Consider the following 14411-nt stretch of genomic DNA (forward strand, 5'->3'; position numbering starts at 1 on the left):
CCCCAATCTCCCACGCATCGCAGGAAACGTGACCATGGCCGCAAGACACTATCGCATCGCCGTCATCCCCGGAGACGGCATCGGCAAGGAAGTGATGCCCGAGGGCGTGCGCGTGCTGGAAAAGGCGGCGGCGCTCTATGGCTTCAGTCTCGATCTCGCCTGGCACGACTTCGCCTGCTGCGACTACTACGCCCGCCATGGCGAGATGATGCCGGCGGACTGGAAGGCGCGGGTCGGCACATCCGACGCCATCCTGTTCGGCGCGGTGGGCTGGCCGGATACGGTGCCGGACCATGTCTCGCTCTGGGGCTCCCTGCTCCAGTTCCGGCGGGAGTTCGACCAGTATGTGAACCTGCGCCCCGTGCGGCTGATGCCGGGCGTTCCCTGCCCCCTCGTGGGTCGCAAGCCGGGCGACATCGACTTCTGGGTGGTGCGCGAGAACACGGAGGGCGAATATACCTCCATCGGCGGGCGCATGTATCCCGGCACGCCCCGCGAGCTGGTGATTCAGGAAACCGTCATGTCGCGCCACGGCGTCGACCGGGTCCTGAAATTCGCGTTCGAGCTGGCCATGCGGCGGCCGAACCGGCACCTGACCTCGGCCACCAAGTCCAACGGCATCGCGATCACCATGCCCTATTGGGACGAGCGGGTGGAGGCGATGGCGGCGACCTACCCCGACGTGCGCACCGACAAGTACCATATCGACATCCTCACCGCGCAGTTCGTGCTGCATCCGGACCGGTTCGACGTGGTGGTCGCCTCCAACCTGTTCGGCGATATTCTCTCCGATCTGGGCCCCGCCTGCACCGGCACCATCGGCATCGCGCCGTCCGGCAACATCAACCCCGACCGCACCTTCCCCTCGCTGTTCGAGCCGGTGCACGGGTCGGCGCCGGACATCGCCGGCAAGGGCATCGCCAATCCGGTGGGCCAGATCTGGTCGGCGGCCATGATGCTGGAGCATCTCGGGGAGGCGGATGCCGCTAATGCCATCGAACGCGCCATCGAGCGGGTGCTGGCCGAACCTGCGGGCCGCACCGCCGATATCGGTGGGACCGCCAACACGCTGAGCTGCGGAAAGGCAATCGCCGATGCCCTCGACTGACGCGCGGCTGCGCCCCGCGATGCCCGCGAACTCCCTTCAGGTTCTCGACCGCGATCACCTCATCCATCCGGTCATGTCGTTCCGCGGCCATGAGAAGCACGGTGTCACCGTGCTGCAGTCCGCCTCCGGCATGTTCCTGCGGGATGCCTCGGGGCATGAGCTGCTGGATGCCTTCGCCGGCCTGTGGTGCGTGAATGTCGGCTACGGGCAGGAGAGCATCGTGGAGGTCGCGGCGGAGCAGATGCGCCGCCTGCCCTATGCCACCGGCTATTTCGGCTTCGGCTCGGAACCTTCCATCCGCCTTGCGGCGCGCCTCGCGGAGCTGGCGCCGGAGGGACTGGACCATGTCTATTTCACCCTCGGCGGATCGGACGCCGTGGACAGCGCGGTCCGCTACATCACGCACTACTTCAACTCCACTGGACGGCCGGCGAAGAAGCACTTCATCTCGCTGGAGCGCGGCTATCACGGCTCCTCCTCCACCGGGGCGGGTCTCACCGCGCTGCCGGCGTTCCATGCCCATTTCGATGTGCCGACGCCGCGCCAGCACACCATCGCCTCGCCCTATCCCTACCGCAACCCGGTGGGTGGCGACCCCGCGGCGGTGATCGCCGCCTCCGTCGCCGCATTGGAGGCGAAGGTCGCCGAACTCGGGGCCGACAACGTGGCCGCCTTCTTCTGCGAGCCGGTGCAGGGCTCGGGCGGCGTGATCGTGCCGCCGCCAGGCTGGCTGAAGGCCATGCGGGAGGCCTGCACGCGCCTCGACATCCTGTTCGTGGCCGACGAGGTCATCACCGGCTTCGGCCGCACAGGACCGATCTTCGCCTGCCACGCGGAGGCGGTGTCGCCGGACCTGATGACCGTCGCCAAGGGCCTGACGGCCGGCTACGTGCCCATGGGCGCGGTTCTCATGTCGGACCGGATCTATCAGGCCATCGCCGACGGCCTGTCCCCCGAGGCGCCCATCGGGCACGGCTTCACCTATTCCGGCCACCCGGTGAGCGCGGCGGTGGGGCTGGAGGTGCTGCGCCTCTATACGGAGGGGGGAATCCTCGCCAATGGAGAGGCGCGCGGGCCGGCCTTCGCAGCAGGGCTCGCCGGTCTCGTCGATCATCCGCTGGTGGGCGACGCACGCGCGCGCGGGCTGCTCGGCGCGCTGGAACTCGTGCGCGACAAGGCGGCGAAGACGCGCTTCGATCCCGCAGTGGAGCTGCCGCGCCGCCTGTTCGAGGCCGGCTACCGCAATGGCCTGATCTTCCGCGCCTTCGCCGACGGCACCATCGGCCTCGCGCCCGCGCTGACCTGCACTGGCGAAGAGATGGACCTGCTTCTGTCGCGCCTCAGGCGCACCCTGGACGACGTGCTGGACGAGGCCGAAGTCCGGGCTGCACTCGCCTAGCCGGGCGCCCACAAGGGCGACATCCTCGCGCTGTCGCTCAAGCAAGTCTCACCCATCTTCCGATCGCCGGGCAGGGCGCGCCGGCTGAGCGGGAGGGCACGGCCGAGCTGGAAGGGAGGGCGGGCTGGCTATCGCTGTCCCCAGGCCCATCCCGAGATGCGCCAGCCAGCCGGACCTTTCCGGAGCGCCAGGGTCCACACCGAATTGGCCTCGGTGATCTTCTCCTTGCCTTCCGTATACTTGTACGTTGCCGGCATCACGACATAGGCGACGTCGCCGGTGACATTGACGCGCCATGGCTTGCCGATGGTCACCGCCCGCGGGGTGATGCCCGCCTTCGCATCGAAGGCCGCAAAGGCGGTCAGCCAGTCCATGCACGCCGTGGGGCCTTGCCACACATGGGGCGGGAAATCATCGATGATGATGGTCTGCGGCGCGCACAGCTTGACGAACTTCTCCGCCGCGCCCTGGTTCATGTCTGCGAGATATTGATTCACGACCGTCATGACCTCGCTGTCATCCGGCTCGGCAGCACGGGCCGCAATGCAGGGGGTCAATGCCATAGTCATTGCGATCGCCAATGTCGTCTTACGCATTTCATCCCTCCTTGCCGCATCAGGTCTTTTGTTTCGGCCGCGCTCCGCGAGCTGGGCATCTGCAAGGCGGATGACGCGCGGGAGTCGGCCAGGTCACAACGGGCCATGCTCCCTCTCCGCCGGCAGATGCGGACAGGGGGAGGCCGACGGTGCAGGCCGGTTTTCCGGCCCCCAACCGCCGGTTCGACGCGCACGCTAGGCGCGGCTCCCGGACGAGGCAACTTGGTCTTGGCCATGAGGCGCCGGAATCCGGCCTCCGGCCGCGCGATGATGGCGCGTGCAGTCTATGTCACTCGGCGCTTGGCGAGTTTGCGGGCCAGGGTGCGGCGGTGCATGCCGAGGCGGCGGGCGGTTTCGGAGACGTTGAAGTCGGTTTCCGCCAGGGTCTCGTGGATGCGCTCCCATTCCAGCGTCTTGATGGAGCTTGGCCGCACGCCGAGGGGCACGTCCGGGTTGCCGTCCTGCCGCGCGAACGCGGCCTCGATGTCGTCGGCGTTGGATGGTTTCGCCAGGTAGTGGCAGGCGCCGAGCTTGATCGCCTCGACCGCGGTCGCGATGCTGGCAAAGCCCGTCAGCACCACGATCTTCATGTCGGGATCGAAGGTGCGCAGCTGCTGGATGCATTCGAGGCCGGAGGCGTCGAACAGCTTCAGGTCCACCACGGCGCGGCCGGGGTGGAAGCCGGCGAGCACCTCGGGAAGGTCGCCGATGCGCCCGCACTGCCGCACGCTGTAGCCCCGGCGCTCGAACGAACGCTGGAGGGCCCGGGCGAAGGTGGCGTCGTCCTCGACGAGAAGGAGGTCCCGTTCACGCGACATCGGCATAGTCCACGGCGAGCGCCTCCAGCGGCAGGCGCAGCTCGACGAAGGCGCCACCGCCCGCAAGGTTGCCGGCCTCGATATCCCCGCCCAGCTTGCGCAGCACGTTGATGGTGAGGAACAGGCCGAGCCCGCGCCCCGCCTCGCCCTTGCTGGACTGGAACGGCCGGCCGAGCTGGTTGAGGGCATCGGGGGCGAAGCCGGGCCCCTGGTCGGTGACGCGGATCACGAGGTCTTCGCCCTCTTCCGCCGCCCGCACGCTGATGCCGGCGGGCGAAGCCTCCAGCGCATTGTCGAGCACGTTGAACAGGGCCTGCTGGATCACGCCGTCGCCGGTGATCGCGGCCCCCTTCGAGGTTGCATTGGCGTAGTCGAGGGCGCTGGGGCGGCGGCTCTGCACCCAGCTTTCCACCATCTCGTCCAGGAAGTCCGACAGCGGGCTGCGCTGGGCCTCCTCGGCCCGCGCCTCGCCGGCGACCATGAGAATATGTGAGACGATGGACTTGCAGCGGCCGATCTCGGTCTGCATCTCCGCCAGTTCCTCGGCGAAGGCCGGATCGTCGCGAAAGCGCGGCATGTGCTGCCAGTCGTTGAGGATGACCGAGAGCGTCGCCAGCGGCGTGCCAAGCTCATGGGCGGCGCCCGAGGCGAGGAGGCCGATGCGCACGATGTGCTCCTCCTCGGCCGCGCGCCGCCGGGCCTCGGCGAGGTGGGCGTCGCGCCGGCGCAGATTGGAGGTGATGCGGGTCACGAACACCACCGCGAGCACCGAGGCGAGGATGAAGCACAGGAACATGCCCTGCACATGAAGGTCGAAGAACGTGCGCTCGGCGTGGTGGTGCCCGCCCACATGGTTGCCGAAGTCGATGGGCCGATAGAAGTGGGTGAGCCAGATGAAGGACAGGCTGGTGACGAGCACGATGACCCAGGCCATGGCCGGCGCGAGCAGCACCGCGCCGAGGATCACCTGCAGCAGGAACAGCGAGATGAAGGGATTGGTGGCGCCGCCGCTCAGATAGAGCTGCAGGGTCAGCGCCGCCACGTCGAGCAGCAGCTCGATGCAGAGTTCCGTCTGCGTCACCTCCACCGCGCTGAGCGCCCGGTGAAGGCTGACGAGATTGAGGCCGACGAGGAAGAGGACCACCAGCCCCATCTCCGCCAGCGGCAGGGAGATGCCCAGCCACAGATGCACGAAGGCGATGGCCGCGATCTGCCCCGCCACGGCGAGCCAGCGCAGCGATATGAGCAGCCGCAGATTGTCGCGCGTGGCGTCGCTTTCGATGGCAGTCACGCTCATGCCGACGTCACTCCCCGGTTGCGGCAGCTGGACCGCGACCACTATCGCCCCGTCGGCACGCGAGGCAACGCGACCTTTCCGCCTCCGGGGAAGTCCGTACCCCGCGCGCCGGGCTCATTTCACCGCCGCCGCCGTGGCGGACGCGGCCTGCCGGCGGGCCTCCTCGGCCTTGCGCGCGTACTCCAGCGTCTTGGCGCGGACCATCTCGCGATGCTCGCTCACCGCCGCCTCGCGATAGAGGTGCCGCCCGGCGCCCATCAGCACCACCACCACCAGCATCAGCGAGGCGGCGAGGCCGAACATGCGGCCGATGGCGCCGTCCGGCCCGCGGATCTCGCGGATCATCACCACGCACAGCGCCAGCGACACGAGGATGGAGAGGCCGAACAGGCCGAAGGCGCCGGCCTGCGAGCCGCTGGTGTGCGGCAGGGTGAAGAGCGCCACGGGGCCGACGAGGAACTGCGCCATGGTCGGCCAGAACGCCCAGCGATAGCCGAGGCGGATCAGCTCGGCCCGGCTGAAGCCGGTATCGGCGATCTCCGCATCACTGCGTCGGCGGAACAGCCAGACGAGGAAAAGCCCCACCATGGCCGGGCAGGCGAGCACGAAATGGGCGTAGCGCGGCAGCACGTTGGGCAAGGCGAGGGCGGAGAGGAAGCCGTGCACCGTTCCCCATTTCTCGGGAAACAGCATCAGGTTGATGTTGGTGAGGAAGATCAGCGGGATGAATAGGAAGAGCAGGCACGCCACACCGGAAATGGCGAGGTGCAGGGCCTTCATCCCCTCCATGCGGTGCCAGAGATATTTGTGGATGTAGGTGAGCACGAAGGCGATGACCACCAAGGGGATGATGGACACCCACAGCGCGCCGGTGAGCGCATTCGCGGTGTAGAAATAGACCGTATAGAGCGTGTTGATCGCCAGCAGCGGCCCCACCCCCAGCACCACCGCGATGCTCTTGTTGGCGGTGATGGTGGAGGCGATCTCATAGGCGAGGCGGTCGTAGCGCTTCTGCTTCAGCCCGCGCGCTTCATAGATGAAGGACAGCAATGCCCCGCCCACCATGAAGTTCACGAAGGCGATGTGCATGAGGAAGAAGACGATCAGCACCGCCACCAGCACCGGCTCCGGTGCCGGCATGGGCAAGGGAATGTCGTGGGGGACCGGGATGTCGTGGGGAACGGGAACGTTGGGGTTCATTGCGTGCTGGTCTCCCGCGTGAGGGGCGTTGCGGAGGCCTGGGTGAGGGGTGGAGTGCCGGTGAGGGCGGCGCGCAGCGTCGGCGTGATGACGACGACGCCGGCCTGCTGGGCGCCCGGGATGGGCGCAGCATTGTGCTGGAGGTGCTCGAGATAGGCGCCCATCAGTTCCAGCTCCCGTGCATTGCCGGGGAAGGGCGGCATGAAGGGCTGGGCCTCGTGCATGTTCTCGATGTAGCCGGCGGTGAGTTCGCTCTTCCACGGCTGGTCGCCGAACATGCGCTGGAGATGGCCGGTGATGGAATTCACGCCGTGCCCGGTGTGGCAGCGCGAGCAGGTGTTCATGAACACGTCCTTGCCCGCCTGGATGCGCGTCAGCAGCGCCGCGCGCTCAGGCGCGGCAAGCCCCTCGGGCAGGCCGGCTTTCTCGGCGTCCGTCAGCGGGTTGGAATAGGTGGCATAGGCGAGCACGCCGTCGCGCTGGAGCAGGGCGTAGTCGTCCACCCTGAAGCCGTTGGCATACATGTAGCTGCCGATGACATAGGGCTTGCGGACGAATTCGCGCACCCGCTCGAAGTGTCCGGTCATCCACAGGATGGCGACGAACGGCACGATCAGGACGACGCGCGGCAGGAGCTGCGGCCTGGTGATCGCCCATTGGACCACCGCGAGGATGGCGACCACGGTGACCACCGCGATCTCCAGAAACTTCTGCTGCCACTCGGCGAATTGCAGGCTGGCCAGCGCCACGCCGAAATTCTCGCGCATGGCCTCCGGCACGACCGCGTAGTACCAGAGCCCGCCGGCCAGAACGAGCGGCGCCGCCACCAGCGTCCAGACCGCGATGGCCCGGAGCGCCGTCGCCCGGAAGGGATCGTCCCGCTTCAGGAAGAAGGGCACGAGGAACATGGCGATGACACCCGCCATGGCAGCCGCGAGCGGCGTGCGGAAGGCGAGCTGCGGCAGGTAGACGGGGTTGGTGAAGCCGCTCCACAGGGTGTGCTGGGAGAGCCAGTTCCCCGGGTCCATCATGAAGCCGAGGATGGAGACGATGATGGCCATCGTCACCCATGAGAAGAAGGCCAGCGCGAAGCCCAGGCGGATGTGGCGCACCTTGGCGGCACCCGTCGCCCACTTCTTCCAGGTGAGCGTATAGGCGAGGATCAGGCAGACCTCGGTGATGAACACCAGCCATTCCACGAACCACGCCCAGAAGAAGACGCGGATGAGGCTGGCGATGGAATAGGGGTTCACCAGCGACACCGACAGCCAGATGCCGACGCCGGTCAGTGCACCGACCGTGGTGGTGATGAGGAAGGCGAAGAACAGGATGCGGTAGGCGAGCTTGTCCCAGCGCGCATCGCCGCGCTTGTGCCCATACCATTCCATGGCCGCCACGAGGGGCATGAGGCCCACCGCGAGGCCGTGGTTGATGAGCACATGCAGGATGGCGATGGTGGCGATGAGGCCGCGATTGCCGAGGATGTCGAGGTGGAAGACGGGAAAGTCCATCATGCCCTCGCAGCTTCGGGCGCGCCATCGCTCGCTCCCAGTGCCAGCAGCGCGAATTCGATGGTGAACAGCACGAGGCCCATGGTGTGGGCGAAGCTGCCGGGGGCATGGCCGACCACGAGGATGATGGCGAGCACGGCGAGCGCAGCGGCGATGGCCGGCGGCGCGAGCATCACGGCGAGATCGTAGGGGTGCAGGGGCAGCGGGTTGCCGTCCATGCGCCGCAGGGTCCGGACCAGGATCGCGGCCGCGCACAGGAGGACGGCGGCGCCGCCGACGAAGCGGAACAGGTCGGCTGAGCCGAGCAGGATCAGGATGGCGGTGAGAAGCAGGGCATTCACCACCGTGAGCCGGTCGGGCCGGGCGGCAAGCCAGGCCCCCAGCCTGGAAAGAGCATGGGCGATCATCATGGGTCCGTCGTGCTGTGTTCGCGGATGGCCCCACTATGGTGAGGCCGCGGCAGGGCACGATTGGACAAACGGTCCAAGCCGACGAAGCTTCGATATGCTCCGGGCAAGTGGAACGGCAGAAAAAGCAGCTGCCGGTGCCGAACTTGCGTGCGGCACCGGCCTTGGTCGAGGTTTATTTCTGACCGGATTTGCTCGCGAGCGTGCGGGCGCGGTCGTCCATCAGCTCAAACCACATGGCGTTGAGCACGGCGAAGGCGGCGGCCAGGGGCAGGCCGAGGAGCCAGGCGAAGTACCACATCTTTGAGCTCCCTCAGTAGGCGTGGCCGGAGCCATCGGCGATGGCCTTCGCGTCCACCTTGCCCCACAGCACGCGGTAGACCCACGTGGTGTAGGCGATGATGACGGGCACGAAGATCACGGCGCAGACCAGCATGATGAACAAGGTGAGATGGCTGGAAGAGGCATCCCACACCGTGAGGCTCGACCGCGGGTCGATGGAGGATGGCAGGATGAACGGGAACATGGAGAGCCCCACCGTCGAGATGATGCCGAAGATGGCGAGGGAACTCGCCAGGATGGCACCGATCTCCCGCCGCGCACGCAGCGCCGCGAACGACGCCAGCGCGCCGACGATGCCGAGGAGCGGTCCGGCGATGATCCATGGCCGCGTCGCATAATTGGCGAACCAGGCGTGGGGCGAAAGCTCCGCCGCCTTGGCCAGCGGATTGGAGGGGCCGTCCTTGGCGATCTCGCCGACGATCCGGTAGCCGCTGACGCCGAAATAGAGCCAGACCCCGCCGAGAACGAAGAGCAGGACGGTTGCGAGCGCCGCCCCGCTGCCGATGGCGCGGGCCCGTGCCTCCACCTCGCCCTCCGTCTTCAGCACCAGCCAGTTGGCCCCGTGCATCCCCAGCATGGCGACGCTCAGCAGCCCGCACAGCAGGCCGTAGGGGTTCAAGAGCTCGATGAGGGTGGTGCCGTCGTAGAAGATGCGCAGCTCGTCGTTGAGGTGGAAGGGCACGCCCTGCAGCACGTTGCCCACGGCGACGCCCATGACCAGCGCCGGCACCAGCCCGCCCACGAACAGCGCCCAGTCCCACGCCGAGCGCCAGGCCATGCCCTCGCGCTTCGAGCGATACTTGAAGCCCACCGGCCGCAGGATCAGCGCGAAGAGGATGGCGAACATGGCGAGGTAGAAGCCCGAGAAGGACACCGCATAGAGCGGCGGCCAGGCGGCGAAGATGGCTCCGCCGCCGAGGATGAGCCACACCTGGTTGCCCTCCCAGACGGGACCGACCGTGTTGATGACGACGCGCCGTTCCAGATCGGTACGGGCGACGAAGGGCAGCAGCATGCCGGTGCCGAGATCGAACCCGTCCATGATGGCGAAGCCGATGAGCAGCACGCCGAGCAGCAGCCACCAGATGACGCGCAGCGCGTCGTAGTCGATGAGGGTGTGAAGGATCATGGCAGTCACTCCGCGGCGGCGAATGCGGGGGGAATGAGCCGGGCCTCGGGGGCGTCGTCCGGCTCCGGTCCCTTGCGGATGGCGCGGAGCATCAGCGTCATCTCGATGACGATCAGCACCGTGTAGATGGCGGCAAATCCGGCGAGTGTCGCCAGAACCGTCCCTGCGCCGAGGCTGGAGACCGCGGCGGCGGTGGGCAGCACGCCTTCGATGATCCAGGGCTGGCGACCCACCTCGGCCACCACCCATCCCAGTTCCGCCGCGATCCACGGCAGCGGGATGGCGAGGACGGCGACCCAGAGCAGCGTGCGGCTGCGGTCCAGCCGGCGCCGCGCCGACAGGTAGAAGAGGAGCGCGGTGAAGGCGATGAAGAAGAAGCCGAGCCCCACCATCACCCGGAACGACCAGAACAGGGTCGGCACGTTCGGCACCGTGTCCCAGGCGGCCTGGTTCAGCTGGGCGGCGGTCGCCTTGCGCGGGTCGTCCACATAGCGCTTCAGCAGGAGGGCGTAGCCGAGGTTGCCGCCATTGTCCTCGAACGCCTGCTTCACCGCGGGCGCGATGGCCGCGCTGTTGCCGGCGGCGCGGATCTGCTGCAGGGCGTCGAAGGCGAGGATGCCGCTTTTGATCCGGGTCTCGGCGTGGCCGACCAGTTCCTCGATGCCGGGGATCTCAGTCGTCAGCGTGCGTGTGGCGATGAGGCCCAGCACCCACGGCACGCGCACCGCAAAGCGCGTCTCGCGCGCCTGCTGGTCCGGCAGGCCGACGATGGTGAAGCCGGCCGGCGCGGGCTCGGTCTCCCACATGGCCTCGATGGCGGCGAGCTTCATCTTCTGGTGCTCGCCGTCGAGATAGCCGCTCTCGTCGCCCAGCACGACCACGGACAGGGACGCGGCAAGGCCGAAGGAGGCCGCCACCGTCATGGACCGTTTCGCAAGGTCGGTGTGCCGCCCCTTCAGCAGGTACCAGGCGGAGACGCCCAGCACGAAGAAGGAGGCCGTGACATAGCCCGCCGAGACGGTGTGCACGAACTTCGCCTGCGCCACCGGATTGAACAGCACGGCGTAGAAGTCGGTGACTTCCATGCGCATGGTCTGCGGGTTGAAGGCCGACCCGGTGGGGTTCTGCATCCAGCCGTTGGCGATGAGGATCCAGAGCGCGGAGAGGTTCGAGCCCAGCGCCACCGCATAGGTGGTGACGAGGTGCCCCACCTTCGACAGCCTGTCCCAGCCGAAGAAGAACAGGCCGACGAAGGTCGCCTCCAGGAAGAAGGCCATCAGGCCTTCAATGGCGAGCGGTGCGCCGAAGATGTCGCCCACATAGTGGCTGTAATAGCTCCAGTTCATGCCGAACTGGAATTCCATGACGATGCCGGTGGCCACCCCCAGCACGAAATTGATGCCGAACAGCGTGCCCCAGAACTTGGTCATCTGGCGCCAGATGGGCCGGCCGGTCATCACATAGACCGTCTCCATGATGGCGAGCAGGACCGAGAGGCCGAGCGTCAGCGGCACGAAGAGAAAATGGTAGAGCGCGGTCACAGCGAACTGCAACCGCGAGAGGTCGACGGTATCGAGGATCATGGGATCTGCCGGGACGGTCCGGTCTCCTTGTCTCTGGCTGCGCCCTGCGGCGCGACCGGATTGATTTCGGATGGGTCGACATGGGGCAGATCTCGTTTGCGCTCATGGCGCGAGCAGCGGCTCGTAGCGCGCGTCCGTGAGCGTCTTCAGGAAGGCGACGAGCGCATCGATGCGCTTGTCGTCGAGGGCGGGCGCGTCCAGAAGCTCCTTGCGGGAGATCGTGCTGCCGACCTCCGGGGGCGCGAAGGGGCGGCCGGTCTCGGGGTCGATGCGGCGCGCGTCCGATTTGGTGACATAGCTGTTGTAGAAGAGGATGACGGTGCGCAGGTCCTTGAACACACCGTTGTGCATGTAGGGGCCGGTGACGGCGACATTGCGCAGGGTCGGCACCTTGAACCGGCCATCCTGCCGGCGGTCCTTCAGGTGCCGGCCGGCACGCAGGCCGTGATCGGTGGGCGCGCGCAGATCCGGGTTCGCCGGCACGCCGATATTGTGGAACTGATAGTTGGAGAAGGTCTCGCGGCTGCCGCCCTGCGGCTCGATCTGGTGGCAGAGGTGGCAATTGGTGAACTGGGTGGAGAAGAACAGGACACGTCCCAGTTCTTCCTGATCCGTCATCTTGTATTCGCCGCGCAGGGAGCGGTCATATCTCGAATCGAACGGCGAAACCTCCGCGCTGCGCTCATAGGCGGCCAGCGCCTCGGTCAGCGCGGCGAAGGCGCGAGTGTCGCTGGCGAGGACATCAGCACCGAACAGCCGGCCGAAGGCCTCCACATAGGCCGGCTTCTCCTTCAGCCGCGCCACCACGCTCGCCTTGCTCGGCATCGCCATCTCGACGGGGTTGAGCAGCGGCCCCCCGGCCTGCGCCTCCAGCGTATCGGCGCGGCCGTCCAGAAACTGGCCGCCGACATAGCGGCCCTGCTCGTCCCTGTGGAAGCGCGGCGCGGAGGCCGCATAGCTCGCCGTGGGCGCATTGCGCACGCCGCGCGAGTGCCCGTCCGAGCCGAGGGAGACGGCGCGGCCGGCAGCGTCCTTCCGCGGGTCGGCGAAGCCGTGCGCCGGATCATGGCAGGTGGCGCAGGACTGGTTGCGTCCAGCGGAGAGGTCGGGATCGGAGAACAGCATCGCGCCCAGCGCGCTGCGTTCGGCATCGGACGCGGCCACGCCGGGACGGGGCGAGGCGAGCGCGATCAGGAGCCCTGCGGCTGCGGCGACGACGAGCCGTCCCGCGCGGTGCTGCCTCGATCTTCCTGACATGGCCTCGGCGTCCATTCGCACCCGGACCTTGTCGCCGTGTTGCGGTGCGGCAGCTATTGGACAAAACGCCCACAGCAGTGCCCTGTCGCCGCATCGAAGCTGCCCCCCACCGCTCCGGTCTGTGACGCCCTTGCGACGGGGGTGCCGGTTTTCGTGGCGGGTTTGGCTGTCCAAGGGGGTTGCGCATCGGCGCGACTTGGCCTGTAGAGAGGGCGGCGGGCGCGAAGCGATGCCTGTCGACGGGAGCTGGAGATCAAGATGGCCGACCTCATCATCATTGCCTATGATTCCGAGGCCAAGGCGGAGGCCGCGCGGCAGGAGCTGCTCAAGCTTCAGAAGGAATATCTGATCGAGCTCGGCGACGCGGTGGTGGCGGTCCGTCAGGAAGACGGTTCGATCAAGCTGCACCAGATGATCAACACCACCGTCGCGGGCGCCGCTTCGGGCGGCCTGTGGGGCGGGCTCGTCGGCCTGCTGTTCCTCAACCCGCTGCTCGGCATGGCCATCGGCGCCGGTGCGGGCGCGCTCGCCGGCAAGTTCACCGATGTCGGCATCAATGACGACTTCATCAAGCAGGCGAGCTCGGCCCTCGGCCCGAACCAGGCGGCGCTGTGCGTGCTGGTGGGCAAGGTGACCGCCGACAAGGTGGTGGCCGACATGGCGCAGTTCGGCGGTACCGTGCTGCAGACCAGCCTCTCCAAGGAGCAGGAAGAAAAGCTCCAGGCCGCGCTCAAGGGCGCCTGAGCCCACGTAAAGGGGCGCCGTCCGAACGGGCGGCGCCCGCCTAATCCAGCCGCTGCCGCGCCAGCCACTGGCGCGGGGTGGTGCCGAGTTCCGCGCGGAAGGCGTTCCGCAGGGCCTGCGCGTCCGCAAATCCGCAGCGTTGGGCGATGGCGTCGAGGCCGCGGACGCCCGAGGCCAGAAGATCCTGCGCCTGCGCCAGCCGCGCCCGCTTCAGCCAGTCGCCGAGGCTGCCGCCGGTGCGTGCGCGGATGTGGCGGGTGAGGCTGCGGCGGCTCATGCCCATGCGGAGGGCGAGATCGTCGAGCGCGGGCGTCTGCGCGGGATCGGCCCGCAGGCTTTCCAGCAGATCGGTCACCTTCTTGTCGGCGGCTGTGGCGATGGTCGGCCGCGCGATGATCTGCGGCTGCGCGCCGGCCCGCTGCGGCGCGACCACGAGGTGGCGCGCCACCCGGTTCGCCTCTCCCACGCCGGAGAGCCGCGCCATGAGGTGCAGGCAGCAATCGAGACCCGCCGCGATTCCGGCCGAGGTCAGGATCTGGCCTTCGTCCACGAACAGCGCCCCGGCATCCACCCGAACCTCGGGATAGCGTTCCGCGAAGGCCTGCGCCCGCGCCCAGTGCGTGGTGGCGCGCCGTCCGTCGAGCAGGCCGGCCTGCGCGAGCCCGAAGGCGCCAAGGCACAGGCCCACCACCAGCGCGCCCCGCGCTTCCGCCGCCTTGAGCTCCGCCACCAGCGCCTCCGGCACCGGCTCGTCCGCGTCCCGCCACCCGGGCAGGATGACGACATCCGCCGCGCGGGCGGCTGACAGGGGATGCGGCGCCTCGATCACGAGACCACCGGTCGCCGAGAGGCGGGGCGCTTCGGCGCAGACATCGACGCTGTGGCCGCCAGCGAGGAAGGGCTCGCCGAACACCGCGAGCGGTGTCGACAGCATGAAGGGGCTGATGCCGTCATAGGCGAGGATGGCGAGGCGCATTGGCCCGATTTACATTATTCTTGTCCATCAGGCCACTGATCGCC

The 14411-nt window shown here is 67.9% G+C and carries 14 protein-coding genes; 3 read left to right on the plus strand and 11 right to left on the minus strand.

From position 1 onward, the window contains the following. Positions 1 to 34: 34 nt before the first annotated feature. Together A37E_RS0110995 and A37E_RS0111000 are read left to right on the plus strand one after the other, a co-directional pair. Complete coding sequence (locus A37E_RS0110995; RefSeq protein ID WP_029556629.1) at positions 35 to 1108, plus strand: tartrate dehydrogenase; 1074 nt, start codon at positions 35 to 37, stop codon at positions 1106 to 1108. Positions 1109 to 1127: 19 nt separating this feature from the next. Then, entirely contained in the window at positions 1128 to 2507 is a 1380-nt protein-coding gene (locus A37E_RS0111000; RefSeq protein ID WP_029556630.1) for an aminotransferase class III-fold pyridoxal phosphate-dependent enzyme, read from the plus strand. A 128-nt stretch (positions 2508 to 2635) separates the two neighbouring features. Here A37E_RS0111000 and A37E_RS0111005 read toward each other — a convergent pair whose 3' ends face one another. From A37E_RS0111005 to A37E_RS0111050, 10 genes are all read right to left on the minus strand, one after another. Next, positions 2636 to 3103, minus strand: coding sequence for a nuclear transport factor 2 family protein (locus A37E_RS0111005; RefSeq protein WP_081837548.1), 468 nt, complete (start codon positions 3101 to 3103; stop codon positions 2636 to 2638). A gap of 284 nt (positions 3104 to 3387) precedes the next feature. Beyond that, a complete protein-coding gene (locus A37E_RS0111010; protein WP_029556632.1) occupies positions 3388 to 3921 on the minus strand; it encodes a response regulator transcription factor in 534 nt (177 codons plus the stop codon). Then, positions 3911 to 5218, minus strand: coding sequence for an ATP-binding protein (locus A37E_RS0111015; protein ID WP_029556633.1), 1308 nt, complete (start codon positions 5216 to 5218; stop codon positions 3911 to 3913). The genes A37E_RS0111010 and A37E_RS0111015 overlap by 11 nt, the downstream gene beginning before the upstream one ends. A gap of 114 nt (positions 5219 to 5332) precedes the next feature. Further along, a complete protein-coding gene (locus tag A37E_RS0111020; RefSeq protein ID WP_051678946.1) occupies positions 5333 to 6418 on the minus strand; it encodes a hypothetical protein in 1086 nt (361 codons plus the stop codon). Next, positions 6415 to 7932, minus strand: a complete 1518-nt coding sequence (locus A37E_RS0111025; protein WP_197022962.1) for a cytochrome c — start codon at positions 7930 to 7932, stop codon at positions 6415 to 6417. The genes A37E_RS0111020 and A37E_RS0111025 overlap by 4 nt, the downstream gene beginning before the upstream one ends. Then, positions 7929 to 8339 (minus strand): hypothetical protein, encoded by a 411-nt coding sequence (locus A37E_RS0111030; protein WP_029556636.1) that lies wholly within the window; start codon positions 8337 to 8339, stop codon positions 7929 to 7931. The genes A37E_RS0111025 and A37E_RS0111030 overlap by 4 nt, the downstream gene beginning before the upstream one ends. A 172-nt stretch (positions 8340 to 8511) precedes the next feature. After that, positions 8512 to 8637, minus strand: coding sequence for a cytochrome bd-I oxidase subunit CydX (gene cydX / locus A37E_RS26430; protein ID WP_024277007.1), 126 nt, complete (start codon positions 8635 to 8637; stop codon positions 8512 to 8514). Between the two features lie 12 nt (positions 8638 to 8649). Continuing rightward, positions 8650 to 9807, minus strand: a complete 1158-nt coding sequence (gene cydB / locus A37E_RS0111040) for a cytochrome d ubiquinol oxidase subunit II (protein ID WP_029556637.1) — start codon at positions 9805 to 9807, stop codon at positions 8650 to 8652. A gap of 5 nt (positions 9808 to 9812) precedes the next feature. After that, complete coding sequence (locus A37E_RS0111045) at positions 9813 to 11390, minus strand: cytochrome ubiquinol oxidase subunit I (protein ID WP_029556638.1); 1578 nt, start codon at positions 11388 to 11390, stop codon at positions 9813 to 9815. A 102-nt stretch (positions 11391 to 11492) separates the two neighbouring features. After that, the gene (locus A37E_RS0111050) at positions 11493 to 12647 is read right to left on the minus strand and encodes a cytochrome c peroxidase (RefSeq protein ID WP_038194248.1); all 1155 of its coding nucleotides are present in this window, start codon (positions 12645 to 12647) and stop codon (positions 11493 to 11495) included. Between the two features lie 258 nt (positions 12648 to 12905). Between A37E_RS0111050 and A37E_RS0111055 the strand changes: the two genes are divergently transcribed. Continuing rightward, positions 12906 to 13391 (plus strand): DUF1269 domain-containing protein, encoded by a 486-nt coding sequence (locus A37E_RS0111055; protein ID WP_029556640.1) that lies wholly within the window; start codon positions 12906 to 12908, stop codon positions 13389 to 13391. 40 nt (positions 13392 to 13431) lie between these two features. On the opposite strand, the gene A37E_RS0111060 is transcribed toward A37E_RS0111055, so the two are convergent. Next, positions 13432 to 14367 carry a helix-turn-helix domain-containing protein gene (locus A37E_RS0111060; protein WP_029556641.1) on the minus strand — a complete coding sequence of 312 codons (936 nt, stop codon included), beginning with the start codon at positions 14365 to 14367 and terminating at the stop codon, positions 13432 to 13434. Between the last annotated feature and the right edge of the window lie 44 nt (positions 14368 to 14411).

The sequence above is a fragment of the Xanthobacter sp. 91 genome, assembly GCF_000702385.1.
In the GTDB taxonomy this organism is placed as follows: Bacteria; Pseudomonadota; Alphaproteobacteria; order Rhizobiales; family Xanthobacteraceae; genus Xanthobacter; species Xanthobacter aminoxidans.

Bases quoted from the DNA above. Each gene is read 5' to 3' on its own strand.
- A37E_RS0110995 (WP_029556629.1), top strand. From the start codon at position 35: ATGGCCGCAAGACACTATCGCATCGCCGTCATCCCCGGAGACGGCATC.
- A37E_RS0111030 (WP_029556636.1), bottom strand. From the start codon at position 8,339: ATGATGATCGCCCATGCTCTTTCCAGGCTGGGGGCCTGGCTTGCCGCC.
- A37E_RS0111020 (WP_051678946.1), bottom strand. From the start codon at position 6,418: ATGAACCCCAACGTTCCCGTTCCCCACGACATCCCGGTCCCCCACGAC.
- cydB (WP_029556637.1), bottom strand. From the start codon at position 9,807: ATGATCCTTCACACCCTCATCGACTACGACGCGCTGCGCGTCATCTGG.
- A37E_RS0111045 (WP_029556638.1), bottom strand. From the start codon at position 11,390: ATGATCCTCGATACCGTCGACCTCTCGCGGTTGCAGTTCGCTGTGACC.
- A37E_RS0111055 (WP_029556640.1), top strand. From the start codon at position 12,906: ATGGCCGACCTCATCATCATTGCCTATGATTCCGAGGCCAAGGCGGAG.
- A37E_RS0111025 (WP_197022962.1), bottom strand. From the start codon at position 7,932: ATGATGGACTTTCCCGTCTTCCACCTCGACATCCTCGGCAATCGCGGC.
- A37E_RS0111010 (WP_029556632.1), bottom strand. From the start codon at position 3,921: ATGTCGCGTGAACGGGACCTCCTTCTCGTCGAGGACGACGCCACCTTC.
- A37E_RS0111005 (WP_081837548.1), bottom strand. From the start codon at position 3,103: ATGCGTAAGACGACATTGGCGATCGCAATGACTATGGCATTGACCCCC.
- A37E_RS0111000 (WP_029556630.1), top strand. From the start codon at position 1,128: ATGCCCGCGAACTCCCTTCAGGTTCTCGACCGCGATCACCTCATCCAT.
- cydX (WP_024277007.1), bottom strand. From the start codon at position 8,637: ATGTGGTACTTCGCCTGGCTCCTCGGCCTGCCCCTGGCCGCCGCCTTC.
- A37E_RS0111050 (WP_038194248.1), bottom strand. From the start codon at position 12,647: ATGTCAGGAAGATCGAGGCAGCACCGCGCGGGACGGCTCGTCGTCGCC.
- A37E_RS0111015 (WP_029556633.1), bottom strand. From the start codon at position 5,218: ATGAGCGTGACTGCCATCGAAAGCGACGCCACGCGCGACAATCTGCGG.
- A37E_RS0111060 (WP_029556641.1), bottom strand. From the start codon at position 14,367: ATGCGCCTCGCCATCCTCGCCTATGACGGCATCAGCCCCTTCATGCTG.